Origin of the sequence: Streptococcus sp. DD10, from assembly GCF_001578805.1 — a bacterium.
GTDB lineage: Bacteria > Bacillota > Bacilli > Lactobacillales > Streptococcaceae > Streptococcus.
This window is the reverse complement of record NZ_KQ969158.1, coordinates 28,490-50,259: the sequence shown is the minus strand read 5'-3', so window position 1 is coordinate 50,259 and position 21,770 is coordinate 28,490. Positions and strand designations below refer to the sequence as shown.

Here is a 21,770-nt window from a genome sequence, read left to right as displayed (position 1 = left end):
ATTTGTAGTGAGTTCTAACGCACAACAGGTACTCCTTACCTACAATCATAAGTCCATTAAGCTAACTAAAAATGTAAAAGATACTATATCTTATTCATTGTAGTAATCAAGAACCAACTCACAAAACATCATATTGGCCCAAGAAAACCATTCACGTGAGTAGTGACTCGGATCATCTACATGAAAACTCTCATGCATCAGACCTGTTCCACCATCACACGCAACTAAAAGGTCTAAAATGCGGGCTTTTTCTACTCTATCCCTAGTAGTCAAGCCCTCTATTGCAAGAGCAATCGGCCAAATATACCGATAAAAAGTATGGGAACTTCCCAAACCAGCCGCATACTTGCCTTCATAGTAGTAGGGATTCTCAGAACTAAGAATTGTCTTTCGAGTACACTGATAGACCTCATCTTCGATCGTACAATAACCCAGATAAGGAGCAGCAAGTAAGCTCGGCACATTAGGATCATCCATCACACTTGCATTTCCCAATCCGTCTACTTCAAAAGCAAATATTTTTTCTCCCTTCTGATTATGAGTATAGCCATATTCTTCTATCCCTTGGCGAATTTCTGCCTGCAATTTTTTAGCTTGTTTGGTAACTTCCTCATAACCGCTCAACTCCAGTTGACTAAAGATTTCTTCTAGATAGCCTAACACCACCACTGCAAACATGTTTGACGGAATGAGATAGCTGTATTCACAACGATCATCACTCGGTCTAAATCCTGACCATGTCATACCTGTCAAAGCAAAGGCCGGCCCCTGACCGTCATTAACCAACGTATCTTCTTTTCGATCTGTCTGTCGCTCAAAACGATAGGGTGATTTTCGATGATCCTGTTCTACTGTCCAAACTTGTAAAATCTCTCTACTCGCTGCAACAAAAGCAGCATCGAATTGTTCTGTCTCACCAGTTTCCTTCCATAGTAGGTAAGCCAACTGCAAAGGGTAGCAGAGAGAGTCTACTTCATATTTACGTTCCCAGATCCATCCTGATAAATTAGTGAAATCCGTTGTATGGTGTCCCTTCCAGTTCTCCTCGATGTTAAAAGCATTTGCATAGGGATCATGTAGGATAAAGCGCATCTGGCGTTTGACTAGCCCTGCAATCATCGAGCGAATATTCGGTTCTCTCTTCGCAACTGGTAGATAGGGCTTTATTTGAGCAGTTGAATCCCGTAACCACATCGCAGGAATATCCCCTGTTAAAACAAAAGTCGTCCCATCTTCCAAAATTTCAACTGTATGATCCAGTGTATCCGTATAACAACGCTCAAAAACAGCTACCCAATTAGGGTGATTTTTAGCCTTTTCAGCAATGTTATCCAACCAATTTCTTACTATCTCTTTTGAATACTTCATCTGTTCTCTCCCTTCTGATACCTTAGCGTCTAGATCTTTTGTGATGATCCCAAAACAAACACACTACACGACTCTATTTTCAGTATAAAGTTTTTTTTCAGAAAATACATACACAAATGTTAGTCCTTTTTCCACAAAATTCTTAAATTTTAGAAAGCGTTTTCTATCATTCTTTTTTTCTGTTAAAATAGAAAAAAAAGGAGTGATAACTATATGAAAACGATCGTAGAAAGCATTGACACTCGATATGGGAGCGATAGCCATCCTGCCTACTCAAACGGAAATACCCTGCCTTATACAGGGGTCCCCTTTGGCATGAACTACTTTACCCCTCAAACAACGGACAATCAAGGAGCTTGGTTTTTCAATCCCAACCTCCCCATCTATCAAGGAATCCGTCTCACCCATCAACCTAGCCCTTGGATAGGAGATTATGCTTGGCTCCTCCTAACACCCGTCAGTGAAAAACCACGTGAAACCGATCTCTTTCACCGCCAATCCTCTTATCAATTGAACGAAGCCATCTTTCATCCTCACTATCTCAAACTTCATTCCACACGCTATCAAATCACAAGCGAGGTAACTGCCAATACCTACGGAGCTATCCTTACGTTCAAACAAGAGCATGGAAAAAACATCGCTCTCATTCTTCATAGTGAAAAGCATGCCCAACTCAAAAAAGATAACAACTACCAGCTAAATGGAACCATCCACCAGAAAACGCCAACTACAAAACTGGATTTGACTTTCTTTTTTAGCATGAAAAGTAGTCACCCAATTTCAACTATCGAACAGATTGGCGAAGATTGGTACCTTCAATTTGAGACAAGTCATCTGGAGATAAAACTTGGAACTTCCTATCTGTCTGAGCTACAGGCGCAAGTCAACCTACCGGTCGAAAGTTTTGACGAACTTAAAAAAGCTAGCAAAAAAGCTTGGGAAACCTACCTTCATCGCTTCGATATAGTGGATGAAGGGGATTGTGATCGCAAACTTTTTGACCATTGTCTTTATCGTCTCTTTCTTTTTCCACAAACCTTTTACGAAGTGGATCAAAGCGGAAAAGACCAGCACATCAATCTCTTAACCGGAAAAATCCGTCCTGGAAAACTCTTTACGAATATTGGTTTTTGGGATCTATACCGGACAAGTTTTCCTCTTTATAGTTTGATTTTGTCTGATAAATATCCTGACTTTTTAGAAGGATTCTTAAACAGCTATGAAGAGACCGGATTTTTACCCAAATGGCTCGCACCTGATGAGAGAGGGATGATGCCCGGAACCCTAATAGATGGGGTACTAGCAGATGCATGCGTCAAAGAAATAGCCCCTCAGCTAGAAAAAAGAATCCTCTCAGCCATGGTAGATACTGCTACCAAAGAAGATCCCTTGCAGATACATGGAAGACAAGGGTTAGAACAATACCAACAGTTCGGCTACCTCTCCAAGGACCATCATGAAAGTGTTAGCCATACTCTCGACTATTTTTGTATTGCAACTGTCGCTCAAAAGTTAGAAGAAACGACTATCGCCAAACACTATCTGAGACAGTCAAAAAACTATCGTCATCTCTACAACCCAAAAACTGGTTATATGCAGGGAAAACTAGCTAATGGGAACTTTTCACTCGACTTTTCCCCTACTAGATGGGGTAGTGACTATGCCGAATGCTCAGCCATTCAGGCAACACTTGCTGTCCCCCACGATATCGACGGCCTAAAAGAACTTATGGGAGGTCCAGAAGCCTTTACACATTATCTAGAGACCCTATGTAAATCACCAGCCAACTTTGAAACTTTAGGTTATGGTTATGAAATACACGAAATGTCTGAAATGGCGACTGCTCCCTTTGCCCAAGTCGCTATCTCTAACCAACCTAGCTTTCATATCCCATACCTCTTTCAACATAGTTTATCATCTCACTTTACCAGCCTCCTCGTCAAAACAATTAGAGAACAAGCTTTTCAAGCTAACTTTCAAGCCTATCCAGAAGACGAAGACAATGGCAGTCTCTCAGCTTGGTACATCTGGTCTGCTCTCGGACTCTATCCAAGCTGTCCTGGCAAGCCAATCTACCAGCTGGGCATTCCCCTCTTTAATCATATAAAATTCTATCTACCAGAAAAAAATCACTGGATACATATTCGAGCTCACAGAAACCTACCACACCACTTCTTTGTCTCAAGATGCACAGCTGATGAGAAATGTATACAATCCATCAGCCATCAAGAACTACTTGAAACAAAACAAATTGAGTTTACTCTTTCTTGGATACCATAAAAGCTAGTTGGATAATTCCAACTAGCTTTTATTCTACACGATAAAAAAAATGACCTGTTTCTAAGAAAGGATAACTACCTGTCCCGGTCCACAAGCGATCCTTGCTTGCATCAGAATTGTCTTGAAAAAGGAGATTTCCTGCATCATCCACCTGCTCTGGAATGGTTACTCCTGCAGGTATCATCTCGAGCAGAAAAGTACTTTTTAAGGTGCCTGAACCAACAACTATCATCTCGGCTGTTCCAAAATAAGTCAAGGTAGCTGCTTCTGGCTGATAGTTGCTAGTCGCAAGACCTGATGCATTGAAGACCAATCGTTCTCCACTATCGCTGACCCAAATACCAGCTACACTAGCATAGTTTCCCTCTACAATTTCTTCGATGTTCATTTGAGGCTGATTTGTACTCGCTTGTGCTTCTGATTGGTTTACTTCGTTTGTTTTGTTTTGAGCTTGGCTAGAACAGGCAGTCATACAAACCAACAAACCCACTAATAGCACATAAGCCATTCGCTTCATGATTTTTTCCTTTACCTGGTATACATTCTCTCCTATTCTATCTTATTTTGATTTATTTTACAATTTTAAAGCCTAGTTGAGGAGCAAGAGCTTTGCTACAATTTTAGTCATCATGGAAAGCTAAAACAAGGTTCCCAATCTTCATAAATAGGGTACATGAAAAGACAACACTTTTCTCTGCAACATTTATCAACTATTTTTTTAAACGTCACCTCGTTTTATTATTAAGTTTTAGTAGTTGAGACCACTGTTTAACCGATTCGGGAATCTAATTCATCCTCTTTGGGTAGGGGATGAATATACTGCATCGCAATCCGATTTTCTGGTTGACGATCGACAATATACAGAACAAGCAGAAAGAACCATTCCAACGGCTTCATAATCAAGTAAATCGCATCCATCAACCATTTATTTTTGATATGTTGTGCAAAAGGATAGCCATAACGATCGTATAAACTTCGTACAAAATAATGACAACGGGGAAACTTTTCTTCTAAAACCTGCTCAAAAGCATTCGCAATGCACAATTGACGATTGACAATGACAGGGTGACCATGACGCCCCCCCATCCGTTGTGGCTTGACCAGTTTCTCATGACCACCCGCTGCTACTGTACAAAGGTAGTGTTCATCAACCACCAGGTTTTGAGGTGGAATCTTGTCTGAGAATGTCCAATCTGCTGTATTCGTCCACGCTTTGATAATAGAATCAGGTTGCTGACCAAACAACATGAGAAACATCACAATCACTGCTAGAGTTGGTAAAGCAAGAAGTAGTCCCAGCCAAGGCCAATTCCATGAATGATTAAGCCATTGATGTAAGTATTGAAGAAGTTGATTATCATAAACAAATTCCTCCCTTTTCTCCTGCCATTCTCTCATTCGGATACGCAATAACTGGATGGAATATACCAGTAAAAACAAGGTATGACATCCAAAAACTTGTAGCTGAATATCAAACACGATTAGAAGGATGGCTCCGGTGAGAATGCCTCCGATGCACAACACGTTCAAGAGGGGCGAGAGGGAGTTCGCATCTCGGTAAGAGTAAACGATCAAAGCCAGAAGGCAAAGAAAATCGAGGGTAAAAAAGGTAGGATAGGATCCTGTCCAGATCAAACCGTGTTTTTGACTGTTGATCAAGGTCTCGTTCCAGTCATAGAAGGTCATATCCTTCACTAAGAAAATGATGAGAGCTTCCAAAAAGGACCCAAATAAACCAAACCACAATACAGAAGTATACCTCTTATGGTTTGTTTTCAAATGAATCTCCTGCCGTTTCATCTCGTTTTTTACGTCTTTTTTTCGAAGGCTGTCCCAACGGAAAATGAAGTACAGAAGCACAAAAATATTAGGAATAAAAAAGCATAAGAACAAGGCATAAAACCCAATAGACAAGAAAGAACCTAGTAGGGAAGGAACTGCTTCTAAATCCAGTTTTGATTGCATCAGCATGCGTATATCCGTCAATAAAAATACACTAAAACAAGCTAAAAAAATCAGTCCATTTGTTAAGAAGTTGATCATCATCAAACTCATCCCAAAATTTGTCTCCAAATCCTGATTCCACTTTTTGTACAAAGAAATAATCCTTTTCATCACAACCTCTTCTTTTATTGGTTAACTCTATCACTCAAAAAAGTTGATCCAAACTCCAGCTAAAAATCTTCACGGTCTAGAAGAAAGAAAAAGAAAGATCCAAGCTATCGGCTTTCACCATCTATCTCATAAAGCTTGTATCTTTCTAAATATACCTTTTTAGACAGCGATAGAGAAAAACTCCGCAAATCCCGTAATAATGTACTGAGATAAAAGGAATCATCCAATCACCCCTAGATAGGCTTGACCAAGCAAATACTAGAAACTTTATAAATTCTAGCCTTACTCCTTAGTATCTAGAATAATGGTTACTGGTCCATCGTTAATCAATTCCACCTGCATATCCGCAGCAAAGATTCCCGTCTTCACTGGAACCTCCTTAGCTAACCTAGCATTCAAATCACTATAAAGACGATTAGCCAAATCCGGTCCGGCTGCAGCTGTAAAGGAGGGACGATTCCCTTTTTTAGTTGCAGCAAAAAGCGTAAACTGGGAGACAGATAAAATCTCCCCAGCGATATCCTTAACAGATAAATTCATCTTGCCTTCACCGTCAGAGAAAATCCGCATATGCGTAATCTTACGTACTGCATAGTCGACATCCTCTACGCTGTCTTCTGGTCCTACCCCAACCAGTAAGAGCAAACCTTTGCTAATCCTTGCATGAGTCTGACCTTCTACACTAACTTGGGCAGATTGAACGCGCTGAATAATGATTTTCATTTTTTAAACCGCCTTTAAAAAGTCTGCAAAATCCAATTTTAACCCCCAACTAAATAAGAAAGTAAATCTAGCCATTTGTCCGTTTAACCGAATAAACCTCAGGGACATTTTTTATCTTATCAACAACAGTTGTCAAATTGGATAGATTTTGGATACCAAAAGATACATGGATATTGGCAAATTTCATGTCCTTAGTTGGCTGAGCGTTGACTGTCGAGATGTTTTTAGTGGTATGGGACAGGACTTGCAAGACATCATTTAATAAACCTGCACGGTTAAGACCATAGATATCAATATGAGCCATGTACTCCTTGTTCTGGTTGTTATCCTCCCAGTCCACATCGATTAAGCGCTGTTCGTAATCTCGTTGAGATTTGAGATTCATACAGTCCTCACGGTGAATAGCTACTCCACGACCTTTTGTAATGTAGCCTACAATCGCATCGCCTGGCACCGGGTTACAACATTTAGCCATCCGAAGCAGCAAGCCTGACGCTCCCTGAATAACCACGCCTCCTTCATGCTTAACCTTGATGACATCTTTATTTTCATGCTTGACCTCACCACCTTTGACCAATTCCTCAGCTTCAGCCTTGGCACGAGCTCGTTCTTCTTCGCGACGCTCTTTTTCCGTCAAGCGATTAAAGACAGACACGGCGGAGATTTCCCCAAAACCAATCGCAGCAAAAAGGGCATCTTCCGTCTTATAACTTGTCTTTTGCAAGACATCTTCAATATGGCGTTTGTCCATAAATTGAGCCGTGCTATATCCTTGGTCTTGGAGTTGATTCATCAGCAACTCGCGTCCTTTAGAAATGGACAACTCCTTGTCTTGATTTTTAAAGAATTGACGGATTTTATTGCGAGCTTTGCTTGTTTTAACTAGATTAATCCAATCACGACTCGGACCAAAAGAAGACTTACTAGTGATGATCTCTATCTGATCTCCTGTCTTTAACTTGGTTGTAAGAGGTACCATCCGACCATTGACCTTAGCTCCAACCGCTCGCTCCCCTACTTGAGTATGAATCTCATAAGCAAAATCAATCGGGCTAGAATCCTTTGGCAAAGCTCGTACCGTTCCATCAGGAGCAAAAACATAAATTTCTTCTGCAAGATATTCTTCTTTTACTGTATCCACAAACTCCTTAGCATCGCCCGTGGAAGCTTGGAGTTCCTGCATCTCATGGATCCACTTCATTCCCACAGCAGATTCAGCCTTGTCTACTTGTCCTGTCACACCCTTCTTATAAGCCCAGTGTGCTGCAACCCCAAACTCTGCCACTTCATGCATCTGAGCCGTACGAATTTGAAACTCGATAGGACCTTTAGGACCATAAACCGTTGTGTGAATAGACTGATAGCCATTGGCTTTGGGGTTTGCAATATAATCTTTGAACCTTCCTGGCATTGGTCGCCACAACTCATGGATGTAGCCCAACATAGCATAAACATCACTCGGCGTATCTAAAATGCAGCGAATCGCTATCAAATCATATATTTCTTCAAAATGCTTTTTCTTATCTACCATTTTTCGGTAGATAGAATAGATATGCTTAGGACGGCCATAAATCTGCCCATGCAGGTGACGCTCAGACGTATAAGCACTGAGCTTGCTCACCACTTCATCTACCAAAGCCTCACGTTCGCGTCGCTTTTCCTTCATTAGATGAGTAATTTTGTAAAACTCAACCGAATTAAGGTAACGAAAAGATAGATCTTCTAACTCCCACTTAATACTGGAAATCCCCAAACGATGGGCTAATGGTGCATAAATATCCATCGTTTCTCTTGAAATTCTCTCCTGCTTGTCCTTTCGGAGATGCTTAAGAGTACGCATATTATGCAAACGGTCAGCTAGTTTGACTAAAATCACTCGGATATCCTGGGACATAGCCATCAACATTTTTCGATGATTCTCCGCTAATTGCTCCTCAATCGACTTGTACTCAACTTTACCAAGCTTAGTCACCCCATCCACAATCAAACGGACATCAGAGCCGAATTCAGCCTCCAAATCCTCAAAGGTCACATCCGTATCCTCGACTACATCATGCAGAAAACCGCAAGCAACTGTCACCGCATCCAGCTTGAGTTTGGCTAATATCCCTGCCACCTGGATAGGATGAATGATATAAGGTTCTCCTGATTTACGAAACTGACCACTGTGATGATCTACCGCATACACCAGAGCTTTTTGTACAAAAGCCACATCTTCTTTTGATAAATATTCTCTCGTTAAAGCGACCACCTGATCGCCAGTCAAATTCACTTCTTTGGGCATAGTTCTCTCCAATTTCTTGTAGTCTATTTTATCACTTTTTGGAGAAGATGGGAACTAGATTTCTTTTATAAAAATCACAAAAAAATATTAGCATATTATTTGAATTTTTCAGAATATTAAGAATATAGTATATTTATTAAAGAGACGAAGTGCTGGAAGGAGGAAAAAATCGGAAACAATAAGTGGCACTAGTCTCTATCGCACACTGTAACCTAGAACCTTTTATCACTTTCTAAAGCGATAAATAACGTTCTACTTTACTTTTTAAAAGGAGATACATCGTAAAAAAAGTATCTTTTACCCTACTCCGCTTAGTAATATTATCCTCCACTCTGCCAGCTTTTGCCGGCACCAAAGAAGGTCAACCGTCTAATAACTTTGACGGTCTTCGATAAGATTATGTTTATTTTTTCACTAAAATAAATATGGTGATTTGTCATTATGGAAATGCAAATAGTATTTCAGCAGCTATTTACTGCTCAGAATATAGTATCAATTTTCATTCTACTTTTGAAGGAGGATTTCTATGAAAAAAGTTTTCATTCCTGCGCTTGCCCCTGTTGGTTTGGGCGCTATCTTTTCTCTCGCCAACCAAGGATATAACAAGACCGTCGTCCGTTACTACGGTAGCGAACCGAGTCTCCCTAGCAAGATAGACTACTCTGAATACAACGACCAGCACCAAGATAACTACGCTGGCAATCTCGAAATTCCCTCTGTCCGCCCATCTAACCGTGGATACTATGCCACCTATGAGGGCAAACTGACAGCAAGAAACGAAATAACTATAACACAAGCAGAGTTCGGAACATTTCCAGCTCTGTTCTTCTTTCCATCACCAAAATGCTAATCTTTTGATTTCCAAAAAACCAAAACACAAAAAAATACAAACATTACCATATGTTTACTGAAAATTTGCAAAAAACATTCGCAAACATCTTGCTGTATGCCCTTTCATCCTGTATAATAGAAAATGAAGATTTTTTAGGAGGATCATTATGTCATTTTCTAAACAAGCTGCTTTTTTAAGCCTTGCCGCTGCAGTTCTTGCGACAACAACTGTTCAAGCTGAGGATACAACTGCTAGACAAAACTCTAATCAAGCTGGTCTTGCAAGCCAAACAGACAGCACCGCTGTTGAAAACCAAACAGCTACTACCACAGCTGAAAACAAGATTCAAGCCAGCGAAAACGAAGAAAAAGCTGTAACCACAAGTGCCAAAGAGGCAACTTTAACTTCCTCTAACACCAGTGAAGAAAAAGCACAAGAGCCTATCGAAGGGCAGGAAGTAGATGTTCGTATCCTTGCCACAACTGATTTGCACACCAATCTCGTCAACTACGACTATTATCAGGACAAAATTTCCGAAAACGTTGGTCTAGCAAAGACAGCTGTTCTCATCGAAGAAGCAAAAAAAGAAAATCCAAATACCCTCTTAGTGGATAATGGCGATACGATCCAAGGAACTCCTCTTGGAACTTACAAGGCTATCGTAGAACCCATTAAAGAAGGGGAGCAACATCCGATGTATGCAGCCCTTCAAAAACTAGGATTTGAAGCAGGAACCCTAGGGAATCACGAATTCAACTACGGCCTAGATTATCTCAACCGTGTTATTGCCACCGCTGGGATGCCCATCGTCAACGCTAATGTCATCGACCCTAAAACAGGGGCTTATGTCTACGACCCCTATAAGATTATCAGCAAAACATTTACAGATAAACAAGGCCGTCAAGTTAGTCTAAACATCGGGGTCACTGGTATCGTCCCACCACAAATCCTTAGTTGGGACAAAGCCAACTTGGAAGGAAAAATCCTTGTAAATGACTCTGTTGAGGCTATTGAAGCAATCCTTCCACAAATGCGCCAAGCAGGAGCAGATATCGTCCTTGTTCTCTCCCATTCTGGTATCGGTGACGACAAATACGAAAAGGGAGAAGAAAACGAAGGATATCAAATTGCTAGCATTCCCGGAGTAGACGCTGTTGTAACTGGACACTCACATGCTGAGTTTCCAAGCGGAAACGGGACAGGTTTTTATGAGAAATACGCAGGTGTTGATGGAATCAATGGTAAGATTAACGGTACACCTGTAACGATGGCTGGTAAATATGGTGACCATCTAGGAGTAATTGATTTAAACCTTGTCTATTCTAGTGGCAAATGGACTGTAGCAGATAGCAAAGGATCTATTCGCAAGATTGATACCAAATCCCACATTGCAGATGAGCGAATTACAACTATCGCAAAAGAAGCTCACGAAGGGACTGTCAACTATGTTCGCCAACAAGTAGGAACAACTTCTGCACCAATTACAAGCTATTTTGCTCTCGTTAAAGATGATCCTTCTGTTCAGATTGTCAACAATGCCCAAATCTGGTATGCGAAAAAAGAACTGGCAGGAACAGCAGAAGCTGAACTTCCTATCCTATCAGCTGCCGCACCGTTCAAGGCTGGAACTCGTGGTGACGCAACAGCCTATACTGACATCCCAGCTGGTCCGATTGCCATCAAGAATGTAGCCGATCTCTATCTCTACGACAATGTCACAGCCATCTTAAAGGTCAACGGAGCACAACTCAAGGAATGGTTGGAAATGTCTGCTGGTCAATTCAACACTATTGACCCAACTAAAAAAGAGCCACAACAACTCATCAACAGTAGCTACCGAACCTATAACTTCGATGTCATTGACGGTGTTACCTACGAATTTGACGTGACACAGCCAAATAAATATGATCGAGAAGGAAAAATGGTTAACGAAACAGCTAGCCGTGTTCGTAACCTCAAATATCAAGGAAAAGAAGTCACTGCTGAGCAAGAATTTATCGTTGTTACCAACAATTACCGTGCTAATGGAAAATTCCCAGGTGTTCGTGAAGCCAGTCTCAATCAACTTCTTGGTCTTGAAAATCGTCAAGCTATTATCAACTATATCCTTGATGTACAAAATATCAATCCAAGTGCAGACAACAACTGGCATTTCACCGATAGTATCAAGGGATTGGATGTTCGTTTCCTAACAGCTGAAAAAGCAAAAGATTTAATTGGAAACGACGGAGATGTGGTCTATCTAGCAAGCTCTGATCAAGACGGTTTTGGAGAATACAAGCTCATCTATGTAGAACCTAAGATCGAACCAAAACCAATCGATACAGTTGAAACCACTGATACCTCAATCAAGCCAAATCCCCAACAAACTAAGGTTACACAAAAAGAAACAAAGGAAACTACCATTACCCTTTCAAAAGGTGGACAAAAAGTAACTCTCCCTGAAAGCACCCAATCAACCCTTGCTATTACAAGCACAAAGGCAACAAGCAAATCCTTGCCAAATACAGGAGAGCACGTTTCCCTCCTTACTTTCTTTGGTCTCGTTCTTGCTGGACTTGGAATGACTATAAAAAAGAAAACAGAAGAAAACTAAGTAATGACCATACTTATTGAAAACTGAAAACTGCGTAACTCTAGGCAAATCGATAAAAGGGAATAAAATGGCGAACTCTCTCTAGCTAAATGAGATGGAAAAACGTTCCATCTCCGAACTGCTCAAGCAGTCAGCCACTTTATCATACAATTCGTTCTACTCAGCTTCGAAGACTAGATCCAGTTTTGACCAGCCACCATTGTGAAATAGTCAAAATTCACACAGTTTAACTTCAGCTTTCAAAATCAATCATCAAATAAAGACATGAATCGTGCACTGCCCCAAAAGTTAGATAGGCTCTGTCTAACTTTTAGAGGCAAGTCATCCTCGATTCGTGTCTTTTTAGTTCCTCCAATAACAACTTTCCTTACTCACTTCTATCCTACAAAAAAGATACTGTTAATCTTAGGCCAATAACATGCTCAGTAGGTTTCTTTAAACAAATAAAAAACGAATACTACCTTCTACTATAAAATTAGAATCGGTATTTATTCGTTTTTTGTTTTTGAGCCTATTTACTTTTTAGGATACTCTTATACTCAATGAAAATCAAAGAGCAAACTAGGAAGCTAGCCGCAGGCTGCTCAAAGCACTGCTTTGAGGTTGTGGATAGAACTGACGAAGTCAGTCACATACCTACGGTAAGGCGAAGCTGACGTGGTTTGAAGAGATTTTCGAAGAGTATTAAATCTTTTTCTCCCTCAGCCTACTTCATTAATTCCAACAAGACACTCACTGCTGATAAGGCATAAAGCGGGGATGTTTCTGCTCGTAAAATCCGCGGACCAAGTCCTGCAAGAACAGCTCCTTTGGCTTCAAAACTTTCAATTTCTGCAGGTGAGAGACCACCTTCCGGACCAAAGATAAAGAGCAGTTTGGCTCCCTTTTCAAGACCAGCGACTACTTGCAAGAGCGCAGCGGCTTCTCCTTCTTTAGCCGACTCTTCATAGGCTACTATGATAGAGTCAAACTGGTCAAGCCGAGCTAGAAAATCAGCCTTTTTCTCAAAGAGTTGGACTGCCGGCACCCGGTTTCGCTTGCTTTGCTCAGCTGCACCGAGGGCGATTTTTTCTAATTTCTCAACTTTCTTGCCCAATTTCTTGCCGTCCCACTTGGCAACTGACCAGTCGGCAGGGAAGGCCCAGATCTGGCTGGCGCCCAGTTCCGTCACTTTCTGAGTGATAAACTCCAGCTTGTCCCCCTTGGGAAAGCCTGATGCGATAGTCACTTGGATTGGCAGTTCCACATTGTCAGCTAATTCTTCTACCAACTCAAACTGACGTTTTTCCACATCCAGCACGCGCGCCAAGCGCTTGATGCCATCATCAAAAACCAAGGTCACTTCGTCATCCTCTTTCAAGCGCATGACCTGAAACATATGCTTACTGGTTTCCTTGTCCTCGATGGTCACGGGAGAAGTCGCAGGACCTTTGATAAAATACTGCTGCATATTAGCCTCCAATCACACCGGACATATCCTTGGTTTTCTTAAAGACACAGGCATTCCATTCCCCTTGAATCATGTGAGTTTCAAGGAAGAATCCAGCTGACTCAGCCGACTCTCGCACCATGTCCCACTTGTCCTTGATAATCCCACTCATGATGAGGTAGCCTTCATCCTTGACCAAGCGATAAGCATCCTCTGTCAGATGAATGAGAATATCCGCCAAGATATTAGCCACAACCACATCTGCCTCGATGTCCACACCTTTAAGCAAATCGCCTGCTGCTACCTGGATATTTTCCATACCCGGATTGAGCTCAATATTTTCTTGGGCCACCCGAACAGCTACATCATCCAGGTCGTAAGCGAAAATTTCCTTGGCACCCAGAAGAGAGCTAGCAATGGAGAGGACACCTGAACCAGTTCCCACATCGAGCACTGTCTCGCCACCCCGAAGGACCTGCTCCAAGGCAAAAAGGCTCATTTTAGTGGTTGGATGAGTCCCTGTCCCAAAGGCCATACCAGGATCTAGCTTGATAATCTTTTCTCCCGCAGTCGCCTCATAGTCTGTCCAAGACGGCACGATGGTCAAGTCATGAGTGACACGAGCTGGCTCATAGTATTTCTTCCAATTGTCTGCCCAGTCTTCCTCAGAAAGAGCAGTCGTACCCATTTTGACCTCTCCCAAATCCATAAAATCTGTCAATTCTGCTAGGCGAGCCTGCAAATCTGCCTCAACTGCCACTACATCCACCGTTTCAGGGTAGTAGGCGGTCACTATGATTTCTTCCTGCTGCTCGACCTCTGGGAAAATCTCACCGAAACGATCGACATTTCCCACATAGTCCATACTGTCTTCAATCGCAACACCTTGCGCTCCCAGCTCAATCAAGAGATTGGAAACCAGTTCCTCCCCCTCACGCTTCACTGTAACTTTTAACTCTTGCCATGTTTCCATATAGTTTCTTCTTTCTGTATAAAAAACTTACAAATATTTATCCAACACCGCTTTTTTGGCATCTGCCATACTGTCCAGTTTTTGTTGGCATTCGGTGATTTGAGCTTCCAGTTCTTTGATTTTTCTTACGACTTTTTCCTGTTCGGAAAATGGAATTATCGTCATCTTTATTCCAACTAAGTTTTTAACGGACAATCCCGGCTGAGCTGTACCAGTGGAATATTGGTTTAAATTCATTGATTTAAGTAAATAAAACAACCAATACGATTCAATTTGAATTTTAGGATAAACCACAAGCGCGTGTTCAGTTGCATGGAATTGTCCTTTTACAAAATGCACATTGCCACACAGTGCGCCTTGTCGCCCAATTAAGCTATATTCGCCTTCATTGGTCATTGTTTTGACATAGCCACGCAATCCATTTCCGCCATAACAAGGAAATAATCCATCAGCAAAATTATCTTGAATTTCATTTGCCCGAACAAAATCGCCTGCACGTAAATCCATTACCTCATCAAGTCGTTTGGTTTCTCCTTGAATATCGGTGAAGAAGGATTCAATCTCCGCCCGATATTCCTCAATCTTCATTCGGGTTTGATTGTATTCTTCATCAAGTTTTTCGCAGGCTTCCACAATCTGGGTTTGGATTTCAAATGGTGGGCGTGGAATTGGCAAACGCTTAATATCATCAGGATAAACGTGCGGTTGCGCTGCGCCTCGAGCTAAATCGTAGATATTTTCTTGAATACTCTGCAAATAGGTATAAATATATTTGCTGCTTATATCATTTTCGCCCCTAACAGTTGTACAGTCTGACGCAAAAATTTTCTCTGCCCAAAAATTAACAAAGCCAGCATTTGCCCCAGATGCACTAATGGTAATGGTGTTTTCTGCCCGATTAAATTCATTATGTGTATAAGCAAAATCTTTACCGCCGGCAACAACTTTATAATCTCCAGAAATGGTATTTTTAGCAGTAATAGATTTTCCTTTTCTAATTTCTGTTGGAAAATCTTCTAACAGAACAACGTCAAACTTGCTCACTATCTCCACTTTTTTCTGCACGCTGGTGCGTATCGCCCGATTAAAGCCCACCGCTTGGAAGTCGATCATATCCGCCGTATTCACCACTTTGGCGTAGTCAGCTTGCTCGCCTGTAATGCTGGCGGTTTGCTGTTCAAACATACTGCGCACGCAAGCGGCGAGGGTGTCGGGGGCGAAGCGGTCGGCGTCGTTGTAGAGTTTGCCGCCTGCCTGTTGGATTTGTATCCCCTCCGCGCCTTTGCGGTTGCTCCAGTCGTAGCCCAAAAAGGCTTTTTGCTTGGCGTTGTCGCCCGGTGCGGTGATGATTAAGGTTTGTTCGCCGTAAAGCAGGGCAAACAAGGCGATTTTGTCGGTTTCCATGGCTTGGAATTTTGCAAAAAACTTGCGTAATTTGACCGCACTTTGCGCCTTTTCATCGGGATGATTTTTCTCTTCGGTTTTGCTTAATGCCATGCTGCTTTGCAAGGCCTTGAAATGCGCCGCCAAATATTCGTTGTCGCTTTCGGACAATTCCGCCCAAGTTAAGCTTTGTTGGCGGATTTTGTCGTAGAGTTCAGACGGCATGCCGATGGTCTCTAAATAGGCGTTGAGTACCGCTTGGTCTTTTTGGTGTTGCAGCGGAAATTGCTTAAACACGGCTTCGGCTTGGTCGCGTGCCAAACGGTCTTGTTGCGGCGGATAGCTGATTTTTTCGAAGAATAACACGGCGGTGTTGGTACCCGTTGCGCCAAAGGTTTTGGAGCCGAAAAGCACGATCGCACGGAAACGGAAGCGATTTAGCAGCAGTTCTCGGGCGGCGGTGTAGCTACCGCTGTCGTTGCTTAAAATGCTGGAGGGCAAAATCACCGCGCCCACGCCGCCCGATTTGAGCAGCTGGGCAATGCGTTCGCAGAATAAGACTTCAATCTCGCCACCGTTGTTGCTGATGGTTTCCAGCAAGTCCAATTCGTTGTTTTTCAGCTTTAAATGCGATTTAAAGGCAGACACGGAATAAGGCGGATTGGCAACCAGAATGTCAAAGGCTTCGTTGGCAATGCCTTTGCCGTTGTCCAGCCCATCGCCAAAAATAATCTTGCTGTTGCCCGCGCCATTCATAAACATCGACACTTGCGACACACGCGCCAAGCGGTAATCTTTTTCTATGCCAAAAATGCTCTCCTGCGTCCAATCGTTATTTTCAGACGGCTTGACGGCGTTGATGGCTTCCACCGCTTCGGTCAAGAAATGCCCCGAACCACAAGCGTAATCAATCACTTTCGGATAAGCACCGCCCAAGTTTTCCACGATATTGTGTAAAGGCAGGCAATCCCAAATAAAGCGCGTAATCGGGCTGGGCGTGAAAAATTGCCCTTCGTTTTGCTTGAAGCCTTTATTTAGCAACTGTTCAAACATGTCGCCCAAAAACTGATGTTTGGAAGCGTAACTGATGCGGTATTTTTCAAACAGTTGCACCATTTCCATCACGATTTTGCCGTTTTGCAAAAAGAGTTCTTCGTTATGCACGTCTTTAAAGGAAAAGTCGTTGTTGGTGTAAAACTTCAGCTTGCGGATGGTGTCTTGCAACATGTTTTTGGCATGTTCTCGGGTGTCGATATTTAAATCTTTAAAGAGATGCTCGGCGTAATCGTTATGCACATAGAAAATTTCTTCTTTCATGAATTTTTCCATGCCGATTTGATAGAGCTGTTGCAAACGGTCTTGCAGCGTTTCGTAGGTGTCAGTGCCGACTTTATATTGAAAATCGACTTCTTGATCATCGTCTTTTTCTTCGTCCACCAATTTACAGATAAAGAGCGCGATCAGGCGGTTGAAGGCGTTTTCTTTGTCGGAAACGGCGTTGTGGCGCAAGATTTCTTCAAAACGGTTGATGATTTTGTCGTCTGTGGAAAAGGCTTTGAGGTCTTTTTTGCGTAAGGGCTGACGGTTTAAATCCAAAGCAACGGCATCTTGCCCGAAAATCAGGTTTTCATGCAGTTGCTGCGAATAGGTTTCCGTCCAAACTTCGTGCAGTTGCTCGGCGTTATAGGCGGATTGGTAAAGTTTGATGCTGTCGTCTTTTTCGGCGAGTTTGACCAAGTTGGCGTCGTCTTGGCACAAGACAATGTCGTTTTTGTAGCTGACTTCGCCGTCTGAAAAATCGGAGGCATAAAGCGACAGGCATTGGGTGGATTTGTCCTGTTGCCAATAGCTGAACAGCTGACCGCCGTCTTCTTTTAAGATTTTCAAGGCTTTGTTGTATTCTGCGCCGGCGGTTTTGCATTCAACAATCATAAAAAGCTGGGTTTTGTCGTCGTCTAAAAAGACGGAAATATCGGCGCGTCCGCTTTTTTGCGAATGTCCCAACGTCCAGCGTTTTTCCAATTCTATTTTTTGCGGCGGATAGCCTTTTTCCAGCAAACGATGCACGCATTCAAACACGACAAAGTTTTCGGGCGCGGCAAAATTGCAGGTTTGGCGTTCGTTGACGATAAAGTCTTGTTCTTCGGGGTAAATCAGTTTTTCTTGGGCAAAATCAACCGCCAATCCACTTTTACGGTGAATATAGTAATCCGTTTTATCCTCGTTAAATTCCAGGCTTTCTAAAACTTGTTTAAAATTCTTTTTAGTTATCAATTTTTCCCTCTCATATTTCTTGTTCCCTAATACCTCGGATAAGGGTAAAATTCTCCCTCTTCCAATCCTGCTTTCCCTTCTTCAAAGACTTCTTGGTTCCATTCCATGACAAATTCCTCTGCTTCTGGGTCTTCCAAAAAGTCCATGAGCGCATCCAGCCCAACCTCGGCTGTATCTTTGAGAAAAAGAGCAAAATAAGCTAAAAACTCACGAGAAAATCCTTTTTTAGGCAGGTAAGGGATGACTGTTAAATAATCTTCCTCATTGACTGTTGACTTGGCAGGATTGTAGAAAAGGACTGCTTCCTCAAAGAGGATATCGTCTGACGAAACCTCTCCGTCTTCATCCACCATCTCCACACCTGTAGCGTTTTGCGCTTCCAATAGAAAACTCACTTCTACCGCATGGTTGCGCTTATCCCAGCTAATCTCATAGTCAAAGGGAAAGTTCTTGTCCAACTCTTCCTGTAAAACATCTAAAAATCCGTATGTTGCCATTTTGTCCTCTTTCTATGCGACTCTTTAATCGCCCCGATTGCTCAGAAATATGCTAAAATAGATACTACCATCTTACCACATATACATCAGAAAATCCATGTTAGAAAGGACTGCTATGCCAGACAATCTCGCGCTTCGCATGCGCCCAAAAACCATCGACCAGGTCATCGGTCAGGAGCATCTGGTCGGACCTGGAAAAATTATCCGTCGCATGGTGGAAGCCAATCGCCTGTCCTCCATGATTCTCTACGGACCTCCAGGAATCGGCAAGACCAGTATCGCCTCAGCCATCGCTGGAACGACCAAGTATGCCTTTCGAACCTTCAATGCGACAGTCGATAGTAAGAAGCGACTGCAAGAAATCGCTGAAGAAGCTAAATTTTCAGGTGGTCTCGTCCTATTACTAGACGAAATCCATCGACTTGACAAAACCAAACAAGACTTTCTTTTGCCACTCTTAGAAAGTGGTCAGGTCATCATGATTGGGGCTACGACTGAAAATCCTTTCTTTTCTGTCACTCCAGCCATTCGTAGCCGTGTTCAGATTTTTGAGTTAGAACCCTTGTCCAATCAAGACGTCAAAGAGGCGATTCAAATCGCTCTAACTGACCCTGAGCGTGGTTTTGATTTCCCAGTTGAGCTAGATGAGGATGCACTGGATTTCATCGCGACCTCTACAAATGGAGACCTGCGTTCTGCTTTTAATTCACTAGATTTGGCCGTTCTCTCTACTCCCGAAAATGACAAGGGCATCCGCCACATCACGCTTAACATCATGGAAAACAGCCTGCAACGGAGCTATATTACCATGGACAAGGATGGGGACGGTCACTACGATGTCCTTTCAGCCCTGCAAAAGTCCATCCGTGGCTCTGATGTCAATGCTAGTCTTCACTATGCGGCTCGTTTGGTGGAAGCTGGGGATCTGCCAAGCTTGGCACGAAGACTAACCGTCATCGCCTACGAAGATATCGGCCTCGCCAATCCTGATGCCCAGATTCATACCGTGACAGCCCTGCAAGCTGCAGAGCGCATTGGCTTCCCCGAGGCCCGTATTCTCATCGCCAACGTGGTAATTGATTTGGCTCTCTCTCCAAAATCCAACTCAGCCTATGTGGCTATGGATAAGGCGCTGGCAGACCTCAAAACAACTGGCCACCTGCCTATCCCTCGCCATCTGCGTGATGGTCACTACAGTGGAAGCAAGGAACTGGGCAACGCCCAAGATTATCTCTATCCACACAACTATCCTGGAAATTGGGTCAAGCAAGACTATCTCCCTGAAAAAATCCAAAATCACCACTATTTTACTCCAGAAGATACCGGCAAATACGAACGAGCCTTGGCGCAACGCAAGGAAACCATTGATAAATTACGAAACTTGTGAAATCCTTTTCAAAAAATTGCACTTTCCTCTTGATTTTTTTTGAAAAAGTGGTATCATATAAACATAGAAACGCTGTGGTGTACGACTTCACACTTAAGTGTTGACCGACTATTTTTTGTATTACTAGGGAAACAAAAGACTTCTAACAGCATGTAGGCCGTCTCACACGGAAACAGCTTCAGTTAGAGCGAGTTGCCCACCTGCTTAATTGCGCGGGTTCAATACAAACCGTGAAGTTTCGGCACCAATACAGCTTTTTATTTGCCTCCTTAGCTCAGTTGGTAGAGCAGTAGACTCTTAATCTATGGGTCGCAGGTTCGAGCCCTGCAGGGGGCATCATTTATCACCCAAAAGCCTTGTAATCAAGGCTTTTTTTCGTATTTGTTCTACTTTTGTTCTACCAACTGATACTCACTTATACTAGACTAAAATCAAAAAAACATCTTATAATAGTAGTTATGAAACTTACAAACGAAGAAATAGAGAAAATTGAAAAACTCCTGAGAGATTCATCGTACGGCAAGTTTCACAAGCTTATCCAGATGACTATATTTTACTTGTAATGGATAATGCTATATGGCATAAATCAAGTACCTTAGAGATTCCAAGTAATATTGAGTTGGCTTTTATCCCACCTTATACACCAGAAATGAACCCTATTGAACAAGTCTGGAAAGAAATTCGAAAACGAGGTTTTAAAAATAAGGCTTTCCCATCATTGGAAGCTGTCATTGATAAGCTTCAAGAAGTTATTCAAGGATTGGAAAAAAATATTTTAAAGTCCACTGTCAGCAGAAAATGGACGAGGTTGCTTTTTGAAAACAATTGAGTATAAATACCCCATGAAACTTGAAACACTTATCCTTGGTGGAATACTGACTAACATATGTACATGATCTAGCATTAAGTGACCCTCGATAATTTCAATACCTTTATAACTACATAATCGGTGGAATATTTCTCCCAAACTACTTTGATATTGATTATAAATGACTTTTCGTCTATACTTAGAGGTAAACACAATGTGATAGAACATATCCACTTTGTGTGTGATAAACTATGTGCCTTTTGTGCCCTCAACTTTTTTACTTTTAGGTTTCGTCAAAAATCATCCACTGGATAATTTTTCTTCTCCTTTCGCTTTACAATTGGCTTGAACACCTTTATTGTATCGCGTTTGGAGTTTTTTGGTATAACCGTAGATAGCGCACCCGCATAGCGGGTGATTTTTTTGTCTCGCACCTAGCGGAGCGAGACGGACTAATAGTCACATAATAGAATATCAAAAAGCCAAGTCAGCTTATATTCGACTTGGCTTATTTTTCTATCTCATCTAAAAAATGAATCAGCAGTTTCGTGACTCGTTCTTGTTTGCTAGGTGATAACTCTTCCAGCTTAAATAATAATTGATTTATCAGGGGATTGCTTTCAGTCAGAGAAATATCAAAGAAACTTTCTATATCTGTATCCAAAGCGTCCATTATTTTCTCAAGTGTTTTTATTTTTATGTTGGGTTTAAGATTTTCTAGTTTATAGGTATATTTTAATGGTAAATCCGCAAGCTCTTCGAGTTGCTGTTGGGTGATGTTCTTTTGTAGTCTCAGTAGGCGGATACGTTTACTGATGGCA

13 protein-coding genes, 1 tRNA gene and 3 pseudogenes are annotated in these 21,770 nt (G+C 42.1%); 6 read left to right on the top strand and 11 right to left on the bottom strand.

The genetic code is table 11. From position 1 onward, the window contains the following. Positions 1-90 precede the first annotated feature (90 nt). A complete protein-coding gene (locus STRDD10_RS03245) occupies positions 91-1,368 on the bottom strand; it encodes a glycoside hydrolase family 125 protein (RefSeq protein ID WP_067193097.1) in 1,278 nt (425 codons plus the stop codon). A gap of 207 nt (positions 1,369-1,575) precedes the next feature. Here STRDD10_RS03245 and STRDD10_RS03240 point away from each other — a divergent pair. Further along, positions 1,576-3,648, top strand: a pseudogene (locus tag STRDD10_RS03240) (GH92 family glycosyl hydrolase); the annotation flags it as partial. 28 nt (positions 3,649-3,676) lie between these two features. Here STRDD10_RS03240 and STRDD10_RS03235 read toward each other — a convergent pair. From STRDD10_RS03235 to STRDD10_RS03220, 4 genes are all read right to left on the bottom strand, one after another. Beyond that, on the bottom strand, positions 3,677-4,165 hold the full coding sequence (locus STRDD10_RS03235; protein ID WP_067193094.1) for a DUF6287 domain-containing protein: 489 nt from the start codon (positions 4,163-4,165) through the stop codon (positions 3,677-3,679). A gap of 251 nt (positions 4,166-4,416) precedes the next feature. Beyond that, the gene (locus STRDD10_RS03230; RefSeq protein ID WP_067193092.1) at positions 4,417-5,763 is read right to left on the bottom strand and encodes a DUF6688 domain-containing protein; all 1,347 of its coding nucleotides are present in this window, start codon (positions 5,761-5,763) and stop codon (positions 4,417-4,419) included. Positions 5,764-6,045: 282 nt separating this feature from the next. Beyond that, positions 6,046-6,486 (bottom strand): D-aminoacyl-tRNA deacylase, encoded by a 441-nt coding sequence (gene dtd, locus STRDD10_RS03225; RefSeq protein ID WP_067193090.1) that lies wholly within the window; start codon positions 6,484-6,486, stop codon positions 6,046-6,048. 67 nt (positions 6,487-6,553) lie between these two features. After that, positions 6,554-8,770, bottom strand: coding sequence for a RelA/SpoT family protein (locus STRDD10_RS03220; RefSeq protein ID WP_067193088.1), 2,217 nt, complete (start codon positions 8,768-8,770; stop codon positions 6,554-6,556). A gap of 526 nt (positions 8,771-9,296) precedes the next feature. On the opposite strand from STRDD10_RS03220, the gene STRDD10_RS03215 reads away from it, so the two are divergent. Together STRDD10_RS03215 and STRDD10_RS03210 are read left to right on the top strand one after the other, a co-directional pair. After that, positions 9,297-9,620 carry a hypothetical protein gene (locus tag STRDD10_RS03215; RefSeq protein WP_067193087.1) on the top strand — a complete coding sequence of 108 codons (324 nt, stop codon included), beginning with the start codon at positions 9,297-9,299 and terminating at the stop codon, positions 9,618-9,620. A gap of 148 nt (positions 9,621-9,768) precedes the next feature. Beyond that, positions 9,769-12,198, top strand: a complete 2,430-nt coding sequence (locus tag STRDD10_RS03210) for a bifunctional 2',3'-cyclic-nucleotide 2'-phosphodiesterase/3'-nucleotidase (RefSeq protein ID WP_067193085.1) — start codon at positions 9,769-9,771, stop codon at positions 12,196-12,198. A gap of 706 nt (positions 12,199-12,904) precedes the next feature. Here the strand turns inward: STRDD10_RS03210 and STRDD10_RS03205 are convergent. Genes STRDD10_RS03205 through STRDD10_RS03190 form a run of 4 tightly spaced genes read right to left on the bottom strand, consistent with a single transcriptional unit; the run spans position 12,905 to position 18,754 of the window. Then, positions 12,905-13,648: a 16S rRNA (uracil(1498)-N(3))-methyltransferase gene (locus STRDD10_RS03205; protein ID WP_067193083.1), complete on the bottom strand. Its 744-nt coding sequence runs from the start codon at positions 13,646-13,648 to the stop codon at positions 12,905-12,907. A gap of 1 nt (position 13,649) precedes the next feature. Next, positions 13,650-14,600 (bottom strand): 50S ribosomal protein L11 methyltransferase, encoded by a 951-nt coding sequence (gene prmA / locus STRDD10_RS03200; RefSeq protein WP_067193082.1) that lies wholly within the window; start codon positions 14,598-14,600, stop codon positions 13,650-13,652. Between the two features lie 27 nt (positions 14,601-14,627). Beyond that, complete coding sequence (locus tag STRDD10_RS03195; protein WP_067193080.1) at positions 14,628-18,257, bottom strand: N-6 DNA methylase; 3,630 nt, start codon at positions 18,255-18,257, stop codon at positions 14,628-14,630. 26 nt (positions 18,258-18,283) lie between these two features. Then, the gene (locus tag STRDD10_RS03190; protein WP_067193079.1) at positions 18,284-18,754 is read right to left on the bottom strand and encodes a DUF3013 family protein; all 471 of its coding nucleotides are present in this window, start codon (positions 18,752-18,754) and stop codon (positions 18,284-18,286) included. Between the two features lie 115 nt (positions 18,755-18,869). Between STRDD10_RS03190 and STRDD10_RS03185 the strand changes: the two genes are divergently transcribed. The 3 genes and pseudogenes from STRDD10_RS03185 to STRDD10_RS03175 all read left to right on the top strand — a co-directional run. Beyond that, complete coding sequence (locus STRDD10_RS03185) at positions 18,870-20,141, top strand: replication-associated recombination protein A (RefSeq protein WP_067193077.1); 1,272 nt, start codon at positions 18,870-18,872, stop codon at positions 20,139-20,141. A 263-nt stretch (positions 20,142-20,404) separates the two neighbouring features. Next, positions 20,405-20,477: transfer RNA gene (locus STRDD10_RS03180), tRNA-Lys, on the top strand. A gap of 178 nt (positions 20,478-20,655) precedes the next feature. After that, positions 20,656-20,970: pseudogene (locus STRDD10_RS03175) on the top strand (transposase); the annotation flags it as partial. A 3-nt stretch (positions 20,971-20,973) separates the two neighbouring features. Here STRDD10_RS03175 and tnpA read toward each other — a convergent pair. Both tnpA and STRDD10_RS03170 read right to left on the bottom strand, forming a co-directional pair. Next, positions 20,974-21,221: pseudogene (tnpA, locus tag STRDD10_RS10395) on the bottom strand (IS200/IS605 family transposase); the annotation flags it as partial. A 236-nt stretch (positions 21,222-21,457) separates the two neighbouring features. Further along, positions 21,458-21,766, bottom strand: coding sequence for a helix-turn-helix domain-containing protein (locus STRDD10_RS03170; protein ID WP_156468587.1), 309 nt, complete (start codon positions 21,764-21,766; stop codon positions 21,458-21,460). Positions 21,767-21,770 lie beyond the last annotated feature (4 nt).